19 protein-coding genes are annotated in these 18,962 nt (G+C 37.5%); 10 read left to right on the top strand and 9 right to left on the bottom strand.

Going from position 1 to position 18,962, the window contains the following annotated elements:
• Entirely contained in the window at positions 1-681 is a 681-nt protein-coding gene (locus tag ABIS22_03180; protein ID MEO7740894.1) for a hypothetical protein, read from the top strand.
• Here the strand turns inward: ABIS22_03180 and recF are convergent.
• The 3 genes from recF to dnaA all read right to left on the bottom strand — a co-directional run bounded on the left by recF (position 678) and on the right by dnaA (position 4,463).
• A complete protein-coding gene (gene recF / locus ABIS22_03175; protein MEO7740893.1) occupies positions 678-1,715 on the bottom strand; it encodes a DNA replication and repair protein RecF in 1,038 nt (345 codons plus the stop codon). The genes ABIS22_03180 and recF overlap by 4 nt on opposite strands.
• Before the next feature lies 1 nt (position 1,716).
• Positions 1,717-2,817: a DNA polymerase III subunit beta gene (gene dnaN / locus ABIS22_03170; GenBank protein ID MEO7740892.1), complete on the bottom strand. Its 1,101-nt coding sequence runs from the start codon at positions 2,815-2,817 to the stop codon at positions 1,717-1,719.
• Positions 2,818-3,092: 275 nt separating this feature from the next.
• On the bottom strand, positions 3,093-4,463 hold the full coding sequence (gene dnaA / locus ABIS22_03165) for a chromosomal replication initiator protein DnaA (GenBank protein MEO7740891.1): 1,371 nt from the start codon (positions 4,461-4,463) through the stop codon (positions 3,093-3,095).
• 269 nt (positions 4,464-4,732) lie between these two features.
• Between dnaA and rpmH the strand changes: the two genes are divergently transcribed.
• The 4 genes from rpmH (at position 4,733) to ABIS22_03145 (ending at position 6,764) form a co-directional block, all read left to right on the top strand.
• Positions 4,733-4,870, top strand: a complete 138-nt coding sequence (gene rpmH / locus ABIS22_03160) for a 50S ribosomal protein L34 (protein ID MEO7740890.1) — start codon at positions 4,733-4,735, stop codon at positions 4,868-4,870.
• Between the two features lie 84 nt (positions 4,871-4,954).
• Positions 4,955-5,302 (top strand): ribonuclease P protein component, encoded by a 348-nt coding sequence (rnpA, locus tag ABIS22_03155; GenBank protein MEO7740889.1) that lies wholly within the window; start codon positions 4,955-4,957, stop codon positions 5,300-5,302.
• A 47-nt stretch (positions 5,303-5,349) separates the two neighbouring features.
• The gene (locus tag ABIS22_03150; protein ID MEO7740888.1) at positions 5,350-6,303 is read left to right on the top strand and encodes a YidC/Oxa1 family membrane protein insertase; all 954 of its coding nucleotides are present in this window, start codon (positions 5,350-5,352) and stop codon (positions 6,301-6,303) included.
• A complete protein-coding gene (locus ABIS22_03145) occupies positions 6,303-6,764 on the top strand; it encodes a R3H domain-containing nucleic acid-binding protein (protein ID MEO7740887.1) in 462 nt (153 codons plus the stop codon). Before ABIS22_03150 ends, ABIS22_03145 begins: the two co-directional genes overlap by 1 nt.
• 12 nt (positions 6,765-6,776) lie before the next feature.
• Here ABIS22_03145 and ABIS22_03140 read toward each other — a convergent pair whose 3' ends face one another.
• The 6 genes from ABIS22_03140 to ABIS22_03115 form a co-directional block, all read right to left on the bottom strand.
• Entirely contained in the window at positions 6,777-7,883 is a 1,107-nt protein-coding gene (locus tag ABIS22_03140) for a glycosyltransferase family 1 protein (protein MEO7740886.1), read from the bottom strand.
• On the bottom strand, positions 7,880-8,299 hold the full coding sequence (locus ABIS22_03135) for a GtrA family protein (protein MEO7740885.1): 420 nt from the start codon (positions 8,297-8,299) through the stop codon (positions 7,880-7,882). Before ABIS22_03135 ends, ABIS22_03140 begins: the two co-directional genes overlap by 4 nt.
• Positions 8,283-9,233 (bottom strand): glycosyltransferase family 2 protein, encoded by a 951-nt coding sequence (locus ABIS22_03130; GenBank protein ID MEO7740884.1) that lies wholly within the window; start codon positions 9,231-9,233, stop codon positions 8,283-8,285. The genes ABIS22_03135 and ABIS22_03130 overlap by 17 nt, the downstream gene beginning before the upstream one ends.
• Positions 9,234-9,325: 92 nt before the next feature.
• On the bottom strand, positions 9,326-10,183 hold the full coding sequence (gene sucD, locus ABIS22_03125) for a succinate--CoA ligase subunit alpha (GenBank protein MEO7740883.1): 858 nt from the start codon (positions 10,181-10,183) through the stop codon (positions 9,326-9,328).
• Positions 10,176-11,246: a succinate--CoA ligase subunit beta gene (locus ABIS22_03120; GenBank protein ID MEO7740882.1), complete on the bottom strand. Its 1,071-nt coding sequence runs from the start codon at positions 11,244-11,246 to the stop codon at positions 10,176-10,178. Before ABIS22_03120 ends, sucD begins: the two co-directional genes overlap by 8 nt.
• A gap of 2 nt (positions 11,247-11,248) precedes the next feature.
• Positions 11,249-12,256 carry a glycosyltransferase family 2 protein gene (locus ABIS22_03115; GenBank protein MEO7740881.1) on the bottom strand — a complete coding sequence of 336 codons (1,008 nt, stop codon included), beginning with the start codon at positions 12,254-12,256 and terminating at the stop codon, positions 11,249-11,251.
• A gap of 41 nt (positions 12,257-12,297) precedes the next feature.
• Here ABIS22_03115 and ABIS22_03110 point away from each other — a divergent pair, with 41 nt between their 5' ends.
• From ABIS22_03110 to ABIS22_03090, 5 genes are all read left to right on the top strand, one after another.
• Positions 12,298-13,101, top strand: coding sequence for an ABC transporter permease (locus tag ABIS22_03110; protein MEO7740880.1), 804 nt, complete (start codon positions 12,298-12,300; stop codon positions 13,099-13,101).
• Positions 13,101-14,276: an ABC transporter ATP-binding protein gene (locus tag ABIS22_03105; protein ID MEO7740879.1), complete on the top strand. Its 1,176-nt coding sequence runs from the start codon at positions 13,101-13,103 to the stop codon at positions 14,274-14,276. The genes ABIS22_03110 and ABIS22_03105 overlap by 1 nt, the downstream gene beginning before the upstream one ends.
• Positions 14,277-14,380: 104 nt before the next feature.
• Positions 14,381-16,648: a glycosyltransferase gene (locus ABIS22_03100; protein ID MEO7740878.1), complete on the top strand. Its 2,268-nt coding sequence runs from the start codon at positions 14,381-14,383 to the stop codon at positions 16,646-16,648.
• A gap of 3 nt (positions 16,649-16,651) precedes the next feature.
• A complete protein-coding gene (locus ABIS22_03095) occupies positions 16,652-17,515 on the top strand; it encodes an NAD(P)-dependent oxidoreductase (protein ID MEO7740877.1) in 864 nt (287 codons plus the stop codon).
• Entirely contained in the window at positions 17,515-18,957 is a 1,443-nt protein-coding gene (locus ABIS22_03090; GenBank protein MEO7740876.1) for a nucleoside-diphosphate sugar epimerase/dehydratase, read from the top strand. The genes ABIS22_03095 and ABIS22_03090 overlap by 1 nt, the downstream gene beginning before the upstream one ends.
• The last annotated feature ends 5 nt before the right edge of the window (positions 18,958-18,962 follow it).

Genomic DNA, 18,962 nt, shown 5'->3' with positions numbered 1-18,962 from the left:
ATGTTATATAAATACCGAAAAATTATTATTGCCGTTATTGTACTCGTTATTATTATTACGCCTGTCGTTATCTATGTAAATTATATTAATTCCATTCAAAAAGTAATTGTCACGTTTGATAGTACGCTTATTCAAAAAGTAGACATTTATGACGGAGATGCAACGTCTGGTATATCAAGTGGACTTGGAGAATTTAATCAAACTATACAACAAGGCAAAGAGATGACTCTTAAGAAGGGAATTTATACCCTAAAACCAACGGGTGAAAATATTAACGATGCAACCACAAAGCTAATCGTTGGTGATACGCCTGTAAGTGAAAATATTACTGCTGATTATAACAATACATATCTTGCAACTAAATTAAACTCAGAGCTCCCCGGAATTCTTGCTGCTCTTGATCGCGATAGCCCAAATCTAAAGAATCTCTACTCACTGAATGAAGGAAGTCTATATAAGCATGGTGAGTGGTTTGGAAGCACACTCAACTACACGGGAACTGACTCATTAAGTCGTGACCGTCTCCGATTTGTCATGAAAAAAGAAACGAATGGATGGGTTCTTGTAACAAATCCACCGTCAATAACTTTAGCTGCAAGAGATTATCCGCAAATTCCTCACGATGTCCTAAGTAAAGTTAATGCGATCGATCTTGGTTTACCGGTACTACTAACAAACTAGTTTAATTCAATATGGTTATATGTCTTTGCCTCTGGCAGACCGTGAGTATTTGTCATAATTACCTGATACTCACTAATACTGTCGACGAGCTTATGGCGACGGGTTTCATCGAGTTCACTATAGACGTCATCTAGTAAAATAATTGGTTTTTGTCCAAGATTCGTTTCGATAATCTTCACTTCAAGGAACTTTAGTGCTAATACAATACTACGAATTTCACCCCTTGATGCAACACTTGTCGCGGGCATCGTATTAAAAATAAATTCAATATCATGACGGTGTGGTCCGACACTCGTATTACCGAGTAGCTTATCTTTCATATGGTGATCATGGAGGTCTGCGAGAAGTTTCTGCTGAGATATGTCATGTGAGTAATGTATTTTCACTTCATCGTCAGTATGTGCAATTGAATTATAGGTTAACTCTAGTTCTGATTGAAGAAGGGTAGTATAGTAAACTCTTTTTTGAATAATCTCATACCCATATTCGCTGAGTAGCAAATCCCATACAAATAGTTCATCGTCAGCGATGTACGGCTTTTTAAGCAAATTATTGCGCTGCTTGAGTCCTCGTTCATATTTATGAAGAGTTGACGTATAGGTGGGGTCTAATTGCCCAATAAAGCTATCTATAAATAAACGACGCCGTGCTGGTGATCCATGTAAGAGTCGAAGATCATCCGGTTCAAACAATACAACGGGAGATTTATGCTTTTGCGGAAGGCGGTATGTCGTCTTACTGTCTATGATAAATCGTTTACGGCCAGTTGATTTTGAAGAATCAAACAAAACACTCCGTGTCGTCTGATCATCGCTTAGTAAATCGATCCGCCACCATTCACTACTATGGCGAACGATGTCAAGGTCAGCTCCACGAAAAGAGGATCCGCGTAGTGCGATATAAATTGCTTCAATGAGTGATGTTTTACCGCTACCATTTGATCCTGTAATAAGGGTGACACCGTCATGAATAGTAATATCCATCGCTTGATGGGTACGGAAATTTTGAACTTTCAGCCGACGGAGGAGTGTCATGTTAGCTTTTTAGAGGCATAATAATGTGTTTATAAGTTACATCTTTTATTTTCGTTGTAAGGATACAAGGGGACAGTTTTCCACTAAATCCAAAAATAACTGTATCACCATCAATAACAGATAGTGCCTCACTAAGATAGCGAGAGTTTAATGTCACTTGGCCGTCATTGGTAATCTTCGCATCTGAGTGTGACGTATTTTCACCAATCTGTGAGGCGATTGAATGTATTGCAAAGCTTTGCTTCTCTTTATCTGCTGTTATTGTAATACTGCCACCAGATTCACGAGCGAATAGTCCAGCAATCTTCGTGATTCTTGTAAAATCACTGGTTGAAACAACAATTTCTGTTTCTGATTTTGCAGGTATTAGTTGTCTGTAATTTGGATAGTTACCGTCAATAAGGCGACTTGTCACTTCTGATTCGCCAATCCTAAACCTAACTTGAGTCTCATCAAATAATACATCAATTTCATTTACATCATCTGTTAGAGTTCGAAGTACTTCTTGAAGTGTTGTTGTTGGAATGATTGCGGCAATCTCACTTTTTGTTTCGATAAGTTTTCGTTCTGATAACCTATAGCCATCAGTTGCAGCGAGGTAGAGATATCCTTCAAATGAGTGCCAAAATACACCGGTCAGGACAGGACGAGTGTTGTCACTACCGCTCGTCACGATTGTTTGTGAAACGGCTTGTTTAAAATCTGTTGTATTGATTGTGTAGTGAACCGATGCTGATTCATCAATTGTTGGTAGCTCAGGGAACTCATCAGCAATGACGCCGTGGATTGTTGAGCTATAACTACCTGTAGAAATACTAAGATGGCTGTCTTTCACTTCTAAATCAACAGTTCCTTTTGGAAGACTAGAGACAAATTCAACAACAAGCTTTGCGGGTATTGTAATTGCACCTGGGGCGGTAATTTTAGCACCGATATGTTGGGTTGTAGCGATTTCTAAATTTGTTGCAGCGATAAGTAGGCGAGTACCATCTGTACGAAGGAGGATGTTACTTAAAATAGGAAGTTGTGTTTTACTACTTGCTACTCGTCCTACTATTGTCAGTGCTTTTGATAGATTTTCTTGAGTGACTGAGAGTTTCATTATTAGTTCCTTTTTAAATATTTCCTTTGGTAGTTGCTATTAGTAGTCGTTGTGGAAACTGGGTAAAAAATGTATTCATAAGAGGTAGATTGCATATTTTATATGTGGATAGGGCAGAGGGTAAGTAACGTACAACTGTTCGTATAACTACAAGGTTGTCCGACCAATTATGATTGTCAGGTAGGCTATCGTTCTTTACTGGGGACAATACCACACAGGTTGTACTGGTTTGTTTCCTCTGAGTGTACACAGTTTGTCCACTATCTATCAAAGTACTATGCATATAACTTTTCTCTAATTTCTGCAACCTGTTCACGAATCATAAAGTCTAACTTCATAGCTTTTTCAATCTTCTCTACTGAATGAATTGCTGTTGTGTGATCCTTACGGCCAAGCTCAACAGCTATCTTTGGAAAACTTAAATGAAGTTCACTGCGAAGCAAGTACATTGCAATCTGCCTTGGTACAACAATATGTTTATCTCTCTTTGGACTGCAGATCTCTTTACTATCAATCTGGAAATGCCGAGCTGTTTTCTCAATAATTTGTTTCGGGAGTAGATGTTGTGGTCTTGAGACACGGATGTTACCAATTAAACCTTCAGCGATTGAGATATCTGGGGTGACACCACGCATTTCCGCATATGCAAGTAATTGGTTAAGCGCACCCTCAAGTTCACGAATATTTGTCTTTATTGTGTTTGCAAGATATTCTACGGTGTCACGGCTAAGTTCAACACCTGATAATGAGGCTTTTGCTGCGATGATAGCGCACCTCGTTTCAAAATCAGGCATTTGAATATCAATAGACATACCCCATTCGAAACGGCTACGAAGGCGTTCTGTTAATGTAGGGATGCTCTTTGGTGGTTTATCACTGCTAATAATAATTTGTTTATTATTCTGGTGAAGTTCGTTAAATGTATGAAAGAACTCTTCTTGAGTTTTTTCTTTACCGGCAATGAACTGCATATCATCAACAATAAGAACATCAACATTACGGTATTTATCAGAAAAACCTTTTTTCTTAAAACGAATACTTTCAAGAAACTCCTTAACAAATGTCTCGGAACTAATATATAGAATTCGTGCATCTGGTTGTTTTAGCGCAATCTCATTACCAACAGCTTGCATAAGGTGAGTCTTACCAAGTCCAACACCACCATATAAAAAGAGTGGGTTATATTTTGTACCAGGCTGAGATGCAACAGCCTGACAGGCCGTATAAGCAAGGTCATTACTTGATCCTACAATGAAGTTTGAAAATGTGTATCTCGGATTTAAACCGTTTTTCGGAGTAGTTGAACGAGAGAATGAAGATGATGTTGTTGACGTAGGTTTAGAAACAAGCTCTTCAACACGTAACTCATTTTGGATTATCTCACGACTTACAATCGCTTTATTCATTGTTTTAACGGTGTAAGTGATTTTTTTTGGTGAGACACCATTTTTTACAAGAACATCCTTAATTTGCTGGTTGAATTTTACTTCAAATTGACGCTTTGCGAAAATATTTGGGACTGCAATAGTAAAGACATCTTCGGTTGTGCTAATAAGTTCAGTATTCTTAAACCAGGTTGTAAAAGCGGCATGCGAAACTGATAGTTCTATCTCGCCGAGTACACTTTTCCATAACCCACGGTCCATACCGAAAAACCTATCCTCTCACTGTTCATACCTCAAACTTGTATTATCTTTAGTATAATCGCGTCCTGAGTTTTCCACAACTCCAAATCAGTACGTGTCATAAAACAGGTAAGAGGTATTAGTTTTCCACAGGTGATACCGTCATCTATAAATATGTGGATAAGTTGTTAATGTATGTGGAGAAGTTTTTATTATTACACAACAACAAGTCATTATCATCAATCGCATATCTTGCAAAAAACAGATAAAAAAGCTACAATACTAGAGATATGCCAAAACGAACCCACCAACCCCACACCCGCCACCGCGCGCGTACTCACGGATTCCGTGCACGTGTCTCGACAAAGGCTGGACGTGCTGTTATTAAGCGCCGACGAATCAAAGGTCGCGCAAAACTGACCGTCTAATAAAAAATCAGCTCACAAAAAAGAGCTGATTTTTTATTTATATCTATAAACAACCTTCAAAATACCATATACTTAAATATACATATGCTTTCATTCCCTTTCCGATTTCATGGACATAGCAGCTTACGCTACGTCTATAAAAATGGCCAAGCTATCAGGTCACGACTTGTGACTGTTAAATATTCTGCAAATGAACATCGAAAGAATTCACGATATTCAGTCGTTATTAGTAAAAAAGTATTAAAGAGCGCTGTCGGGCGTAATAAGGTTCGTCGACGAATTTATGAAGTAATTCGAAAAGAAGACGAACGCATTAATGGTGTTTATGACGTCGTTATTCTTGTATTTTCAAGTGAAGTAATATCATTACCATCAGATGAATTAACGAAGTTGATTCGTGAGCTTTTCGAGTCAGCTAGCCTCTATAAATAATCCTATAAAACTGCTATAATACCTATAAATAGTTTTGGAGTTTAAGTGTGAATATTTTTGATATCTTGATTGTGCAGCCAATCTTTAACCTGTTAATTGGTCTTTATAGTATTATTCCTGGTCATGATTTTGGCATAGCCTTAATTCTTTTCACGATTCTTGTTCGTTTTGCGATGTACCCACTCGTTAAGCGTCAACTGCATCAAACAAAAGCAATGAAAAAACTTCAGCCTGAACTGGCGAAGATTAAAAAAGCAACAAAAGGTAATAAACAGCTTGAAAGCATGCAAATGCTTGAGTTGTATAAAAAGCACGGCGTCAGCCCATTCCGATCAATAGGGATACTACTTATTCAGTTACCTATCTTCATTGCCCTTTATCATGTTATACAGATCTTCACACTTAATCGTGATCAGGTAGCAAAATATACTTACGACTTTCTTGAAAACATCGAACCAATCAAGCAACTCATTCACCATCCAGAACAGTTTAACGAAAAACTACTAGGAGTTGTTGACTTAACAAAGGGTGCATTTGCAAACGGTAGTGTTAATATCGTCCTTATTATCCTCGCAGTTATCGCTGCAGGTACTCAGTATATTATGTCAAAGCAGACAATGCCTCAAAACGAGAGTAAGAAACGTCTTCGGGATGTTATGACTGAAGCAGCTGATGGTAAGCAAGCAAACCAATCAGAGATGAACGCAATTGTTATGGGTAAGATGGTAAAAGTACTTCCATTCTTCATGTTCTTTATTATGATCAGCGTGCCGGGAGCTCTCGCACTTTACTACGCAGTTTCAAACCTTGTTGCAGTTGCTCAACAACACTATCTTCTCAAGAAGGATGGAGTTGAACTGGATCAGATTGCAGATATAAAAGAAGCAAATATAGTGCAGCCTCATAAAAAAGCAACAGCTAAAGCACGAGAGAAAGTGGCGCAACCTGCTACGATTACTCGTATAGTTGCTAAGGATAGTCGTAAAAAAGGAGGCAAGTAATGGATCAACAAGCATCAATTAATTTTGCAAAAAAATATCTTGAAGATATCCTCTCATTTTTCGGCGTTAATCTTGAAGTGACGGCAAGTTGTGAAGAAGAGGTGATTGAATTATCAGTGCCAACGAGCGAATATAACAGTCTTCTTATAGGCCGTAATGCAGAAACTCTTCGTAGTATTCAATATCTTATATCTACAACTCTACGTAACAACGAAGCAACTGTTAATCGTGTAAATGTAGACGTTGCTGATTACAAGAAACTACGAGCTGAAAAACTTGCTGAAACAGCACGTGGCTGGATTGAAGGCGTCCGCACAAGTGGTGATTCATACGTTGCTGATCTTAACGCTGCAGATCGTCGTATTGTTCATCACGTCGCTAGTGAATATGATGATATTAGAACTTTCTCCGAAGGTGAAGGTCGCGAGCGCCGCATTATCATTGCTCAAAAAAGTTCTTAGTAGAACTTTTTATTATTTCTGTAGTGACAAATAAATATCATGTACTTGTCGTACCATACGATTCCATGAATAACTTCGAGCATGAATGTAACCCTTTTTAATAAGTCTCTGTCTCAGGGTATCATCTAGAAGAAGCGGCTCTAATATTGAAACAAGGTTCTTTGTCGATGAAGGGTCAAATAGAAGTCCAGCATTGCCAACGACTTCAGGAAGGCAGGAGACATTACTTGCAACAACAGGACATCCTTCAATCATAGCTTCAAGTACAGGCATACAAAATCCTTCAGAGAGAGACGCGGTTACAAATGCTTGTGCATTTTGTAGTGCCCAACGCTTTTCACTATCAGATATAAAGCCTAGAAAATGAACATTATTAATATTTTCTTCGATACAACGTTTTTCAAGCTGTATGTAAAACTCATCCTTCTTACCGGCGAGCAGAAGATGCAGCTCAGGATTATTTATCTGTAATTCTCTAAATGCATCAATAATGCGCCAAATATTTTTGTAGGGAAAAGCATTTCCAACAAAAAACAAATACTTCTTACCAATAAACTCCTTTAAAGGTTTTGGTTTAACTTCGGGTATTTCACCAGCGAGTGGTGTTACGTGAATCTTGTCTAAGTACTTTGTACCGAAAAACGTACCAAGATCTTGACGAACAAATTCAGTAGGGGTGATAATTGCATCCCCGCGTCGTAGAACGATACGAAGTAGTATACGAAAAACCCGCTGCTTCATGTGATAAATAATTGGGCTTTCACCTGGTCGGATATTATCATAGCGTATGAGTGTCATATCATGAATTGTCGTGACCGCAGGCCCAACCCATAAAAGGGGCTGTTGAGGCATTGTAAAATGCACGAGATCAGGCTTAAGCCCACGTAGTTGTTTATATAGTGACCATTGCTCAGAAAAACTATACCATTTTTGATCAGCGGCCATAACAGTAATATTAGTAAGGCGCTGTTGCCATTTATCAACGTGTTGAGGTGGCATTAATGCAATATAATCATTACCGTCAGAGAGTGCATAAGTATCGTTAATATTTTCGAGAAGGCGCTGCATATACCTACCAGTAGATGTTTCAATAATTCGTGTATCAAGAACTATTTTCACGATGTTTTCTTTTTTCTAAATACAACATGTGAATACATGAAATAATTCCAAATAAGTCCTACACTAATAGCTGCAACTTTTGCTATGAATAGTGAAACGTAATCTGATAAATGAAGACCCGCAAGAAGAGGGAGAGAAATAGAAATAACCACTGACTGAATACCCCAAGCACCAATAAGTGAAACAATTATAAATAAAATTATTTCACGAGTAACGTTTGTATCTGATGCTTTGAATGTAAATTTTCTATTAGCGAAAAAACTAAAGCAAAGTGCTGCAGTGGTCGATACTATATTTGCTTGAACCTCTGGTAGTCCAAAACTTTTCAATAAGAATAAAACACTAAAATCTATAAGGGTATTAATACCACCGATAGCTATAAAGCGGCCTTTTTGACCTTTATTTTTTATCGCCACTTTTGTGTAATTCCTCAATGAAATATAACGGTCGATTTTTAGTTTCGTTGAATATTCGTCCAATATACTCGCCGATAATGCCAAGTGATAACAATTGGACACCACCTATAAAGAGCATAACTGCCATTGTTGACGGATATCCAGCAAGATCACTGCCAAAGAAAATAGTACGTATAACAATATAAATAATATATATAAATGCAAAGAAGGATGTTATAACACCAAATACAGATGCAATTTTAAGTGGTGCAGTAGTAAAAGAGGTAATTCCATCGATAGCAAGATTAATAAGTTTTAAGTAGTTCCATTTAGTCTCACCAGCAACACGTGGATCACGGTCATAGAGAACTTCTTTTTTCTTGTATCCAATCCAACTAAACATTCCTTTTGTGTAGCGTTGTGATTCGCGGAATCCACGTAGAGCCTCCACACAACGTTTATCAAGAAGGCGAAAATCACCTGTATCAATTTGAATTGGAACACTCGTTGATTTTTGAAGAATTTTATAGAAAAGTTCAGATGATTTTTTCTTAGCGTATGATTCACCTGAGCGGCTTTTACGCTTTGCATATACATCATCAAATCCCTCTTCCCAGTATTTGATCATTTGAGGGATTAATTCTGGTGGATCTTGTAAGTCTGCATCAATAATAACGGTTGCATCACCAGAAACATTATCAAGTCCAGCAATCATTGCAATTTCTTTACCAAAGTTACGTGATAAATTTATATACGCAATACGATCATCTTTTTCGGCATAAGATGCGATAATCTCTAAGGTCTTATCACGACTACCATCATTTACAAACAAAAACTCAAAATCGTAATCTGGCGTCTTCTCGGCAAGCATGCCAAGTCTTTCATAAAGTGGTCGAAGCACTTCTTGTTCGTTGTACGCAGGGATGAGAATACTAATTTTTTTACGTTTTGTCATTGGTGGTATTATAACATGGGAAATTGAGAGCTATCTGTAAGCTATATTACAAATAAGTAAACAAATTTCATAAAAGTAGAAATGATGAAATGCTATGACACAGACCTAATAAGGCCTGGGAGGTTATCGCTCGTCGTGGCGCCAGCGCTACCTAGTGCCTTGGTCTTACAGGCGGCAGATTCATCTTCACCTCCAAGAATTGCACCAGCATGCCCTAGCTGGACACCAATAGGTGCTGAATGACCTGCTACGTAGGCATAAACGGGTTTTGTAACACAGTCTTTTATATAAGTTGCCGCAGCGTGTTCACTACTCCCTCCAATTTCACCAATAAGAATAATCGATGTCACATCGGGATCGTTTTGAAATAACTCGAGACAATCAACAAAGCTTGCTCCGCGGATTCTGTCACCTCCGATACCAATAATATATTTTTGTCCAATACCTCTTGCTGTTAATTCTGCAGCAGCCTCATAAGTGAGTGTCCCTGATCTACTGACTATACCAACTGATCCAGGTAAGCCCATCTGTGCTGGAATAATACCAATTTTATTATTGCCAGGTAAGAGTATTCCAGGGCAATTTGGTCCGATGAGCACAGTAGATGATTTATTGATGAGGTGCTTTATAGATATCATATCGTGAATTGGTATACCCTCTGTTATACAGACAACGAGAGGTATTTTTGCGGTGATTGCTTCAATTATTGCATCTTTAGCGCGCGGTGCTGGAACAAAAATAACACTTATGTCAATTCTGATATCCTTCTGTATTTGTACAATTGAATCGTACACGGGTACACCATCAACTAGCAAGCCAGCCTTACCAGGTGAAGTACCACCAACTATATATGTACCCGCAGCTCGCATACTTGCGGTGTGAAATGAGCCGTGTGTACCAGTAATACCTTGGACAATAACATTTTTGGCAGTGAATATATTACTATTCATAAATAAGCTCCTTGGCTTTCGTAATGCAGTCATCAAGTGTTGCCAGTGTTGATATATTCTCACTAGAAAGTAATGAAGCAGCTTCTTCGAAATTTGTTCCGGCGAGTCGAATACAAAGTGGGGGTAAGTCCTTAATTTTTTGCCGCGCAGCAATAATTGCTTTTGCAACTTCATCACACCTTGTAATTCCTGCAAAGATATTAATAACGATAACTTGAATATTCGGAAATGCAACAATTTTATTAAATGCGAGAAGTATACTATCTGTATTTGCCCCACCTCCAATATCGAGAAAATTAGCTGGGACCATCCCAGCCGCCGCAACGGCGTCAACCGTTGCCATTGCGAGACCAGCACCATTTGCTATCGTTGCAACATTACCATTATTATCTAGCTCAACGAAGCTTGTATTAACTGGTGTTTTCTCAAACTTCCACTCTGGATGGCGAAATGCTGCCATATCATCAAGCTCCATTTTGCAATCAGCCGAGAGTAGCTTGTTATCATCTGTTAACACAAGAGGGTTAATCTCAAGTAACGTTGCATCACAACCAACAAAGCATTTATATAGATTCTCTACTAAATCTTGTAAAGCAAATGTCTGATCTGGGAGTTCATAGTACTCAGCAAGTTGTTCACCAGTTTGATTAGCCGAGGCTCGGCCAGTCTCAACTGTCCATACCTTAAACCCTGTCTGTGTTTCCACTTCCACTCCACCATTAGTATGTGCCATCAGCTGTATAGTTGCTGTCTCGAGATTGATCAGTATGGCAATATATAACTCTCTCTTGATATCTATTGTCTGTTCTGCAAGAATTGCAGTTGGTTTATACCCCTTAATATCAAGTGTAAAAATCCGATCAATCGTTGATGTCACCTCAGATGGAGATTCTACTTTTACCACCCCCCCAGCTTTACCTCGGCCACCGACAGGAACTTGAGACTTTAGAACAACAGGAAGTGAAATCTCAGGAGTGAACCTCTTTGTGATAACTAAGGCGTCAGGCGTTGGAATACTATAGTTACGCAGAATTGTTTTTGCTTCGTATTCTAATAATCTCATAATTACTTACCTATAAACATCTTACGAACTTTACGAATACCGGTCTGATCAGGAGGTAAGTCATCCCATAGTATAGATTTTATATAAGACGTTTTCACACGTTTCACACGTTGAATGTGCCATCTTTCCCTGAGTTTTCTTGGAGTAAATACAATACTCATGAATATTCCCTTAGTGGCAGACCAACCACGCCTATGTTTAAAAGTGTTAATAAACATTAACCAATAAGCAAAATAGAATCTAATCGCGATCGGTAAATAGAGACCAACAGGGACGTCCTTAATTAATAAAAGTGGGAGGTTTTTAAATGTTTGATACACTGCAAAACCAGGAATTTTATTACTTGTCGCGCCTTGTTTATGGTATGCGACTGCCTTAGGTGTGTAGATAACCTTCCAACCAGCTAGTTGGGTTCGAAAACTAACATCAGTATCTTCGTAGTAGGCAAAGAAATCCTCATCAAATAAGCCAATATCTTTGAGTAGTTCAGTTTTATATAACGAAGCACCACCTGAACCACTGAACACAAATTGTTTATCTGGTGCGCTGCCAACTGGTTCATTTCTGTTGCGAGGGAATGGTAGACCCCAGTTTGTATACCAGTCTCCAGTGCTATCTATCGTTTTACCATCTTCATGGAGTAGCAGGCCTGTAACAATACCTACGGTTTCGTCCCCTGACTCATCAACAAGTGACTTAAGCCAATTACTGTCTGCAACCGCATCGTTGTTAAATAATGCAACGAGCTCGTAATCATTTTTTATTACCCAGTTAATACCGGTGTTGACACCACCAGCAAATCCTTTGTTGACAGGGTTATATAGTACAGTTAGCCTACGCGAATTACTTATTTGTAATTTTTGAAGTACGTCTTTTGAATTATCGATTGATCCATTGTCTATAATAATAATTTTAAAGTCTGAAATACTTTGTTTTAATAACGAGTCAAAACAAAGTAAGGTATCGTCAATGCCATTCCAATTTAATACGATAACCGCAAGTCTATTCATATGCTACCCTTTATCATATAATGAATTACAGACTTATGAAAATCTCAAATATTATTAGCAGGCGAAATCGTATCCTGTTACGCGAACTGGTCGTGACTGATTTTAAACTCCGTTACCAAGGTTCAGTACTCGGTTATGCCTGGTCTTTATTGAAACCCTTGTTTTTATTTGCCATCATGTATGTTGTATTTGGTGTACTTATAAAACTAGGTTCAGTTGAGCATTATGCAGTATATCTATTACTGGGTATTGTATTATGGACGTTCTTTTCGGAAGCGACAAGTCAGGGTATGGGGTCAATTGTTGGTAGAGGTGACTTGCTGCGCAAAATAAGCTTCCCTAAATATATTATTGTCTTATCTACGACTATATCTGCACTCATTAATCTTATTTTAAATCTAGTTATAGTTGGTGTACTTATGGCAGTAAATGGCGTTGAGCTTCATTGGTCGGCGTTAATATTACCGATATATATATTCGAAATCTATCTATTTGCACTTGGTCTAGCATTCTTTTTGTCGGCTTTAAATGTGAAATATCGAGACACAAGTCATATCTGGGAGATAATTATGCAAGCTGCTTTTTACGCGACACCGATAATCTATCCGCTTTCGATAGTTATGGAAAAAAGTGAGATAGCTGCTAAGTTTTTATTATTAAATCCAGTTGCCCAGGCGATCCAGGATGCGAGATACTATTTGATCACAACAGAAACAATCACACCATTTACATTATTTTCAAATATTTTTTATATTCTAATACCTTTTCTAATAGTTATTCTAGTATTTGTATTTGGTACATTATATTTCAAGAAACATTCAAAATATTTTGCGGAGAATATATAATGAGTAATCAAGTTGCTATTCAGGTAAATGGTGTATCAAAAACTTTTCGTATACCACTTGAAGGCAGTAATGGCCTTAAGCAAAAGCTCATTAATTATATCAAAGGAAGACGTGGGTACAGAGAGTTTTCTCCGTTAAATAATATATCATTAACTATTGAAAAAGGTGATTTCTTTGGTATTGTTGGTCGTAATGGTAGTGGAAAAAGTACACTACTAAAAGTTCTTGCAGGTATCTACACACCAAACAGGGGCGGTGTAGTAATAAATGGTACCCTTGTACCTTTTATAGAACTAGGCGTCGGGTTTAACCCTGAACTTACTGGTAAAGAAAACGTTTTTTTAAATGGTGCTCTACTTGGTTTTAGCCGAAAAGAAATAGAAACTATGTATGAAAGTATTGTTGAATTTGCAGAATTAGGTGAGTTCATGGATGAAAGATTAAAAAACTATTCAAGTGGTATGCAGGTTCGACTAGCATTTAGTATTGCAATCAGGGCACGGGCGGACATACTTCTACTGGATGAGGTCCTAGCTGTCGGCGATGAAGCTTTTCAGCAGAAATGTTATGACTATTTTGACTCACTAAAGAAAAAGAAGCAAACTGTAATAATTGTTACGCATGATATGAGTAGTGTTCGTCGGTTCTGCAATAAAGCCATACTTATTAAAGACGGTGAAATTATATGTTCAGGAAATCCCAGACTTGTTGCAGATAAGTATTCTGATATCAACACTGTGAGTGAGGATAAAACAAAAGAGAAGACCGATATTGTTGAAGCTGTTAAACCCAAATACCTAACAACAAATATAGTAAACGGATCACGTTTTAACACGAATGACTCTATGATTGTAAAGGTAATATGGGAAAATTTACAAAATACCATATTTGAAAGTGTTGGAATAAATATTTACAAACAAACAGGCGAACACATCACAGGAATTAATTCAAGGACTGGAAACCTTCCTTTGGATTGGAAATTAAAAAATGAAATAGAATTACAACTCGATTTAAATATAGGTAGCGGTAAATATTTTCTAGAAATAAATCTATTCGAAAAAGAAGGCAAAATCCTTGACGCGATATACAATGGTCCAGAATTTACTATTGTGAACAGTAAACCTACATGGAGTGGCATGACAGAATTAAAGCACGAATGGATAAATAAGAATTAACCATGAAAGTTTTAAGCTGTTTGTATTGTGATAATTTAAGATTTACCGATGTAACAAAAAGAACTGACGGAAATAAGATTATTAGATGTGAAAAATGTCACGTTATGATGGTTGAAGAAATCGCTGATCACACCGAAGATCTATACACCGCAGATTATTTCGAAAAAGCATCAGATACAAGATCCGGCTATACGAACTATCTATCATCACCCGCGGTAAACCTATTGGGAAAATTTGGCCTTTGTAAGCAGTTTATTAAAAATAATGGAAGACATATGGATCTTGGAGCTGCCGACGGTTCGCTAATGGAGATATTTGCAGCAGCAGGATACGAAACTGTTGGTCTTGAAATTTCTCAAGACGTCGTAGACATTGCAAAATCTAAAGGTTTAAGGTCATTGCAGTCAAATCTTCATAGTTTTCCTGAGAAGATTGGTAAATTTGATATCATTACCGCCTTTGATTTATTAGAACATGCAGACCGACCGGGTCTTGTCCTTGATAATGTTGTAGATCACCTCAATGATGACGGTTTTTTTGTGTTTTCAACATTATCAGTTACACAATACACACCTGATGATTATTGGTTTAGTCATTCTCTTGAACACTACATATATTACGACACTGAAAACCTGACAAATGTTTTAACTGATAAATTTGGAAAAGGAAACTTTGCATTTACAGCAATAGAAGTGAACGGGGTATCGGAATTCTGGGGGTTTGCAAAAAAAGGTATTGTTAGGTCTGAAAAAAAAATAATAACAAATTTATCAAAAAATATCTTTGATAAACAAAATCAAGAATCAGGCTATTATATTTCCCTTTTTTATAATCAATTATCTAGATTTGAGCTAAGTTCAAAAGTAATAAAAAATTTTGAAACTAAATGGGACCAGCAAACACTATTACTTGCTAGGTTTTACCACTTTTTTTACCAAGGAAAATACGAGAAGGCACTTCAACTTACTAATGTAAGTGAGAGACATATACCTTCAACCAACGCTCTTTATTGGCAGGCTATGGCATTTATGCAAAAGGAATATGCTGAAATTCGTATTGAAAGTATGAGGGCAGCATATGAGAACCAAATAGATAGTCAGCAAAATAAAATATATGCGTACCAAGCTATTGTTAGGTCCTTAAACACTAGGTTGTTCAAGTCGGGTAATTCAAATATAATCACAGCAACACATTCAATACTTCGTAGTGGTAAAAAAGTAGCAAAGAAAATTCTAAAAAGAAACGATCATAATCCAGCACTACATAGAAATAAAAAACCGCACATACTAATTACTATGCCTTGGATGACATTTGGTGGTGCGGAAACACTTGTCTATAACTACTGTCGTGAGCTCAAAAAAGATTGCAACATTAGCTTTATAACTGGGCTTGATTCTAAAAACGAATGGGAATATAAGTTCAGAGAAATTACTGAAAGTATCTATCACCTAACGAAGATAGTCGATGATCCGAGTCAATATATAGAGTTCATTTCAGGATATATAGACATTGCTCAAATAGACATACTTCATATTGTTCACAATGGTTTTATGTTTGAAATGTTGCCAGAGTTAAAAAAACGCCATCCAAACCTTAAGATTATATTGACTTTATTTAATGATCGAGTGCCGGCGTACATGGAAGGTGCATTAAAATACAGACACTATATCGATAAATATACTACAGATAATCAAACTGTTTCAGAATCAATAAAATCTAAAACAACTCAAGCGACGGTAGTTGAGGTTATATCAAATGGAATCGACTCGGATAAAGAATTTAACCCAGTTAATTTTAATCGAGAATTTATAAGGGATGAACTAGGTATTGCTGACGGAGATGTTGCAGTATTTTTCGTAGGCAGATTATCAGGTGAGAAAAACCCGGATGTATTTGTAAGTGTTGCTGAAAAGATTAATGAATTAAAGCTTTATCCACACGTTAAATTTTTTATTATTGGTGATGGTATTATGAAACAGCAAATAATAAATCAAATTAAATCTATAGAATCATCAAACATTACCCTGCTTGGTTACCAAAGCAAAGTTGCCCACTACCTAAGTGCGGGTGACGTTTTCGTGCTACCGTCATCAATCGAAGGATTTCCACTCTCGATCCTTGAAGCTATGTCTATGAAGCTTTCTGTCATTGCATCCGATGTTGGTGCTGTTTCAGAAGTTGTAGTAGACGGTGAGAGTGGTTATATAGTAAAACCGGGTAATGTTGATGAAATTCTAGATAAACTAAAAATCGTGATAACAAGTCCAAAGCTGCTACAAAAACAGAAGAGATTTGCAAGGAATAGGGTTGAGAAAAACTTTTCCAATAAAATTTTAAAAAAGAACTACCTCGAACTATATAGAGGTATGTAAACGATGAGAGTACTTGTATTCGGATCAAGTGGTTTTGTAGGTAGGTATGTTACCGAGAGTCTTAAAGATAGTGGTCATGAGGCTATTGACAGTAATATGGACGGAAGAGTTGATCTTATTGATGAAAAACAAGTTTTACTATGCATTTTACGTTATCAACCTGAAGTAGTTATAAGCTGCGCAGGTATTATTGAAAACTCACCTAAAGCATATCAGAATATTATTTTTAGCACCAATATAATCAAGGCCGCCTCGAACAAAGGTTTAGATATAAGGCGGATCATTATCACGGGGTCTGCTGCGGAATATGGTACTGTAGCAAGCTATGATGAAGCTGTGTCTGAATCACATTCACTGAGCGCTACGTCGGATTATGGTAAGAGTAAAATAGAGGAGACGAAACAGGCTCTCGAGTATGCTAAGGTGCACAATTTAGATTGTGTTGTTGTGCGATTATTCAATCCGATTGGCAGAGGTATGGGTGAGAAATTCTTAATTACTCGAATAATGTCACAACTTGAGCAATTGGCGCTACATGAACGTGATGAAATTGAAATTGGTAGGCTTGATTCATGTCGTGACTACATTGATATCCGTGATGTCGCACATGCCATTACCCTACTCGCAGAAGTAAAAACAACTGGAAAAGTGTATAATATAGGTTCAGGAAGACCCACAAGTAATAGGCAAGTTGTCGATCAGTTGATTGATACATGTAAGGTTTCACCACAACCGTCTATAAGAGAAACGATGAGTGAGCCCGAACCTATTTATGCTTCTAAGGCAGACATTGAGACTTTACATAAAGACACGGGGTGGTCACCAAAATATTCACTCAGTGAAACAATAAAGGAGATATGTCGGTAATGAGATCACACGACACAATTAAAATACTGATTATCGGAGCAGGTAAGGCGGGAGAACTAATCTCCAGTGAAATTCTTTCCGAGCCACAGTCAGGTTATGAGATTATCGGCTTCATTGATGATAACGTAGGCAAGTCCGTAAATGGTATAGAAGTACTTGGTGGTATTTCTGACATTCGTAATATCGTGCGTACAGAATTAATAGAAGAGATTTTGATCGCCCTACCTTCTGAGCGCGGAAAGGTAATTCGAGATATTATCGAGCAGACGATTGATCTAAAAATCGTCTATAAGATCCTTCCCCGTCTATCTGAAGTTTTGCTACAAGACTTTAATGAGAGTTATTTGCAGTATGTTCGTCGAGTAAAACCAGAAGATATGCTTGGTGGTGAGATACTTAAAACAGACCAGGAGGATATTTCTAACTTCTCGCTTCCACAAACTATACTTATTACAGGTGCAGCTGGTTCTATCGGCTCAGAGCTTAGTCGTCAAGTGGCAGCACATGGAGCTAGGAAAGTTGTATTTTATGATTGGTGGGAAAACGGTATTTTTGATCTTAGAAATCAGCTTCTGGAAACAAATCCAAATGGAGATTACGAATTCATTATCGGTGATGTAAAAGATGAGCGTCGAGTCGAAGAAGTAATGTCTATGTACAGACCGACGACAATTTTTCATGCTGCTGCTTATAAACATGTACCACTTATGGAATATAACGCTACTGAGGCGGTGAAAAATAATATACTTGGTACAAAGACCGTAGCTGAAGCTGCAGTCAAATATGGAGTAAGTAAATTCATACTTATTTCCACAGACAAAGCAGTGAACCCGACAAATATTATGGGTGCAACGAAACGGACGGCCGAGAAAATCATTCATATATTAGCGAATTCCCAAAATAAAACTACTTTCTGTGCGGTGCGTTTTGGGAATGTAATTAATAGTAACGGTAGTGCTATACCTTTTTTTGAGAAGCAAATTGAAAAAGGTGGTCCAGTTACGGTCACACATAGAGAAATCACACGTTACTTCATGACTATTCCTGAAGCAGTTCATCTGATTCTACAAACATGGGTAATGGGTGAAAATGATGATTTGTTCGTACTTGATATGGGTGAATCAATTAAAATCTATGACTTAGCGCGTGCACTTATCGCAATGCGTGGCTATATACCTGATGAGGAAATAAAAATAAACATCACTGGGCTCAGACCTGGCGAGAAGCTCTATGAAGAAGTTCTTGTGAAGGAGGAAGAAACGAAAGCCACAACATTTAAGAAGATTTTTAGAACGACAAATTATATGAATTTTGATAAAGTAAAATTTAATGAAGATCTTAACGACCTGATAATATTTGCAAAAACCAATACTCTTGATTCCGAACAGATTAAGAAAAGGTTACAGGCGATAGTTGAAACTTATACGCCGGCGGTAAGCTAGTGAAG

It is taken from the genome of Candidatus Saccharimonadales bacterium, assembly GCA_039928925.1.
GTDB lineage: Bacteria > Patescibacteriota > Saccharimonadia > Saccharimonadales > Saccharimonadaceae > UBA6022.
This window is presented reverse-complemented; position numbering and strand designations above follow the sequence as displayed.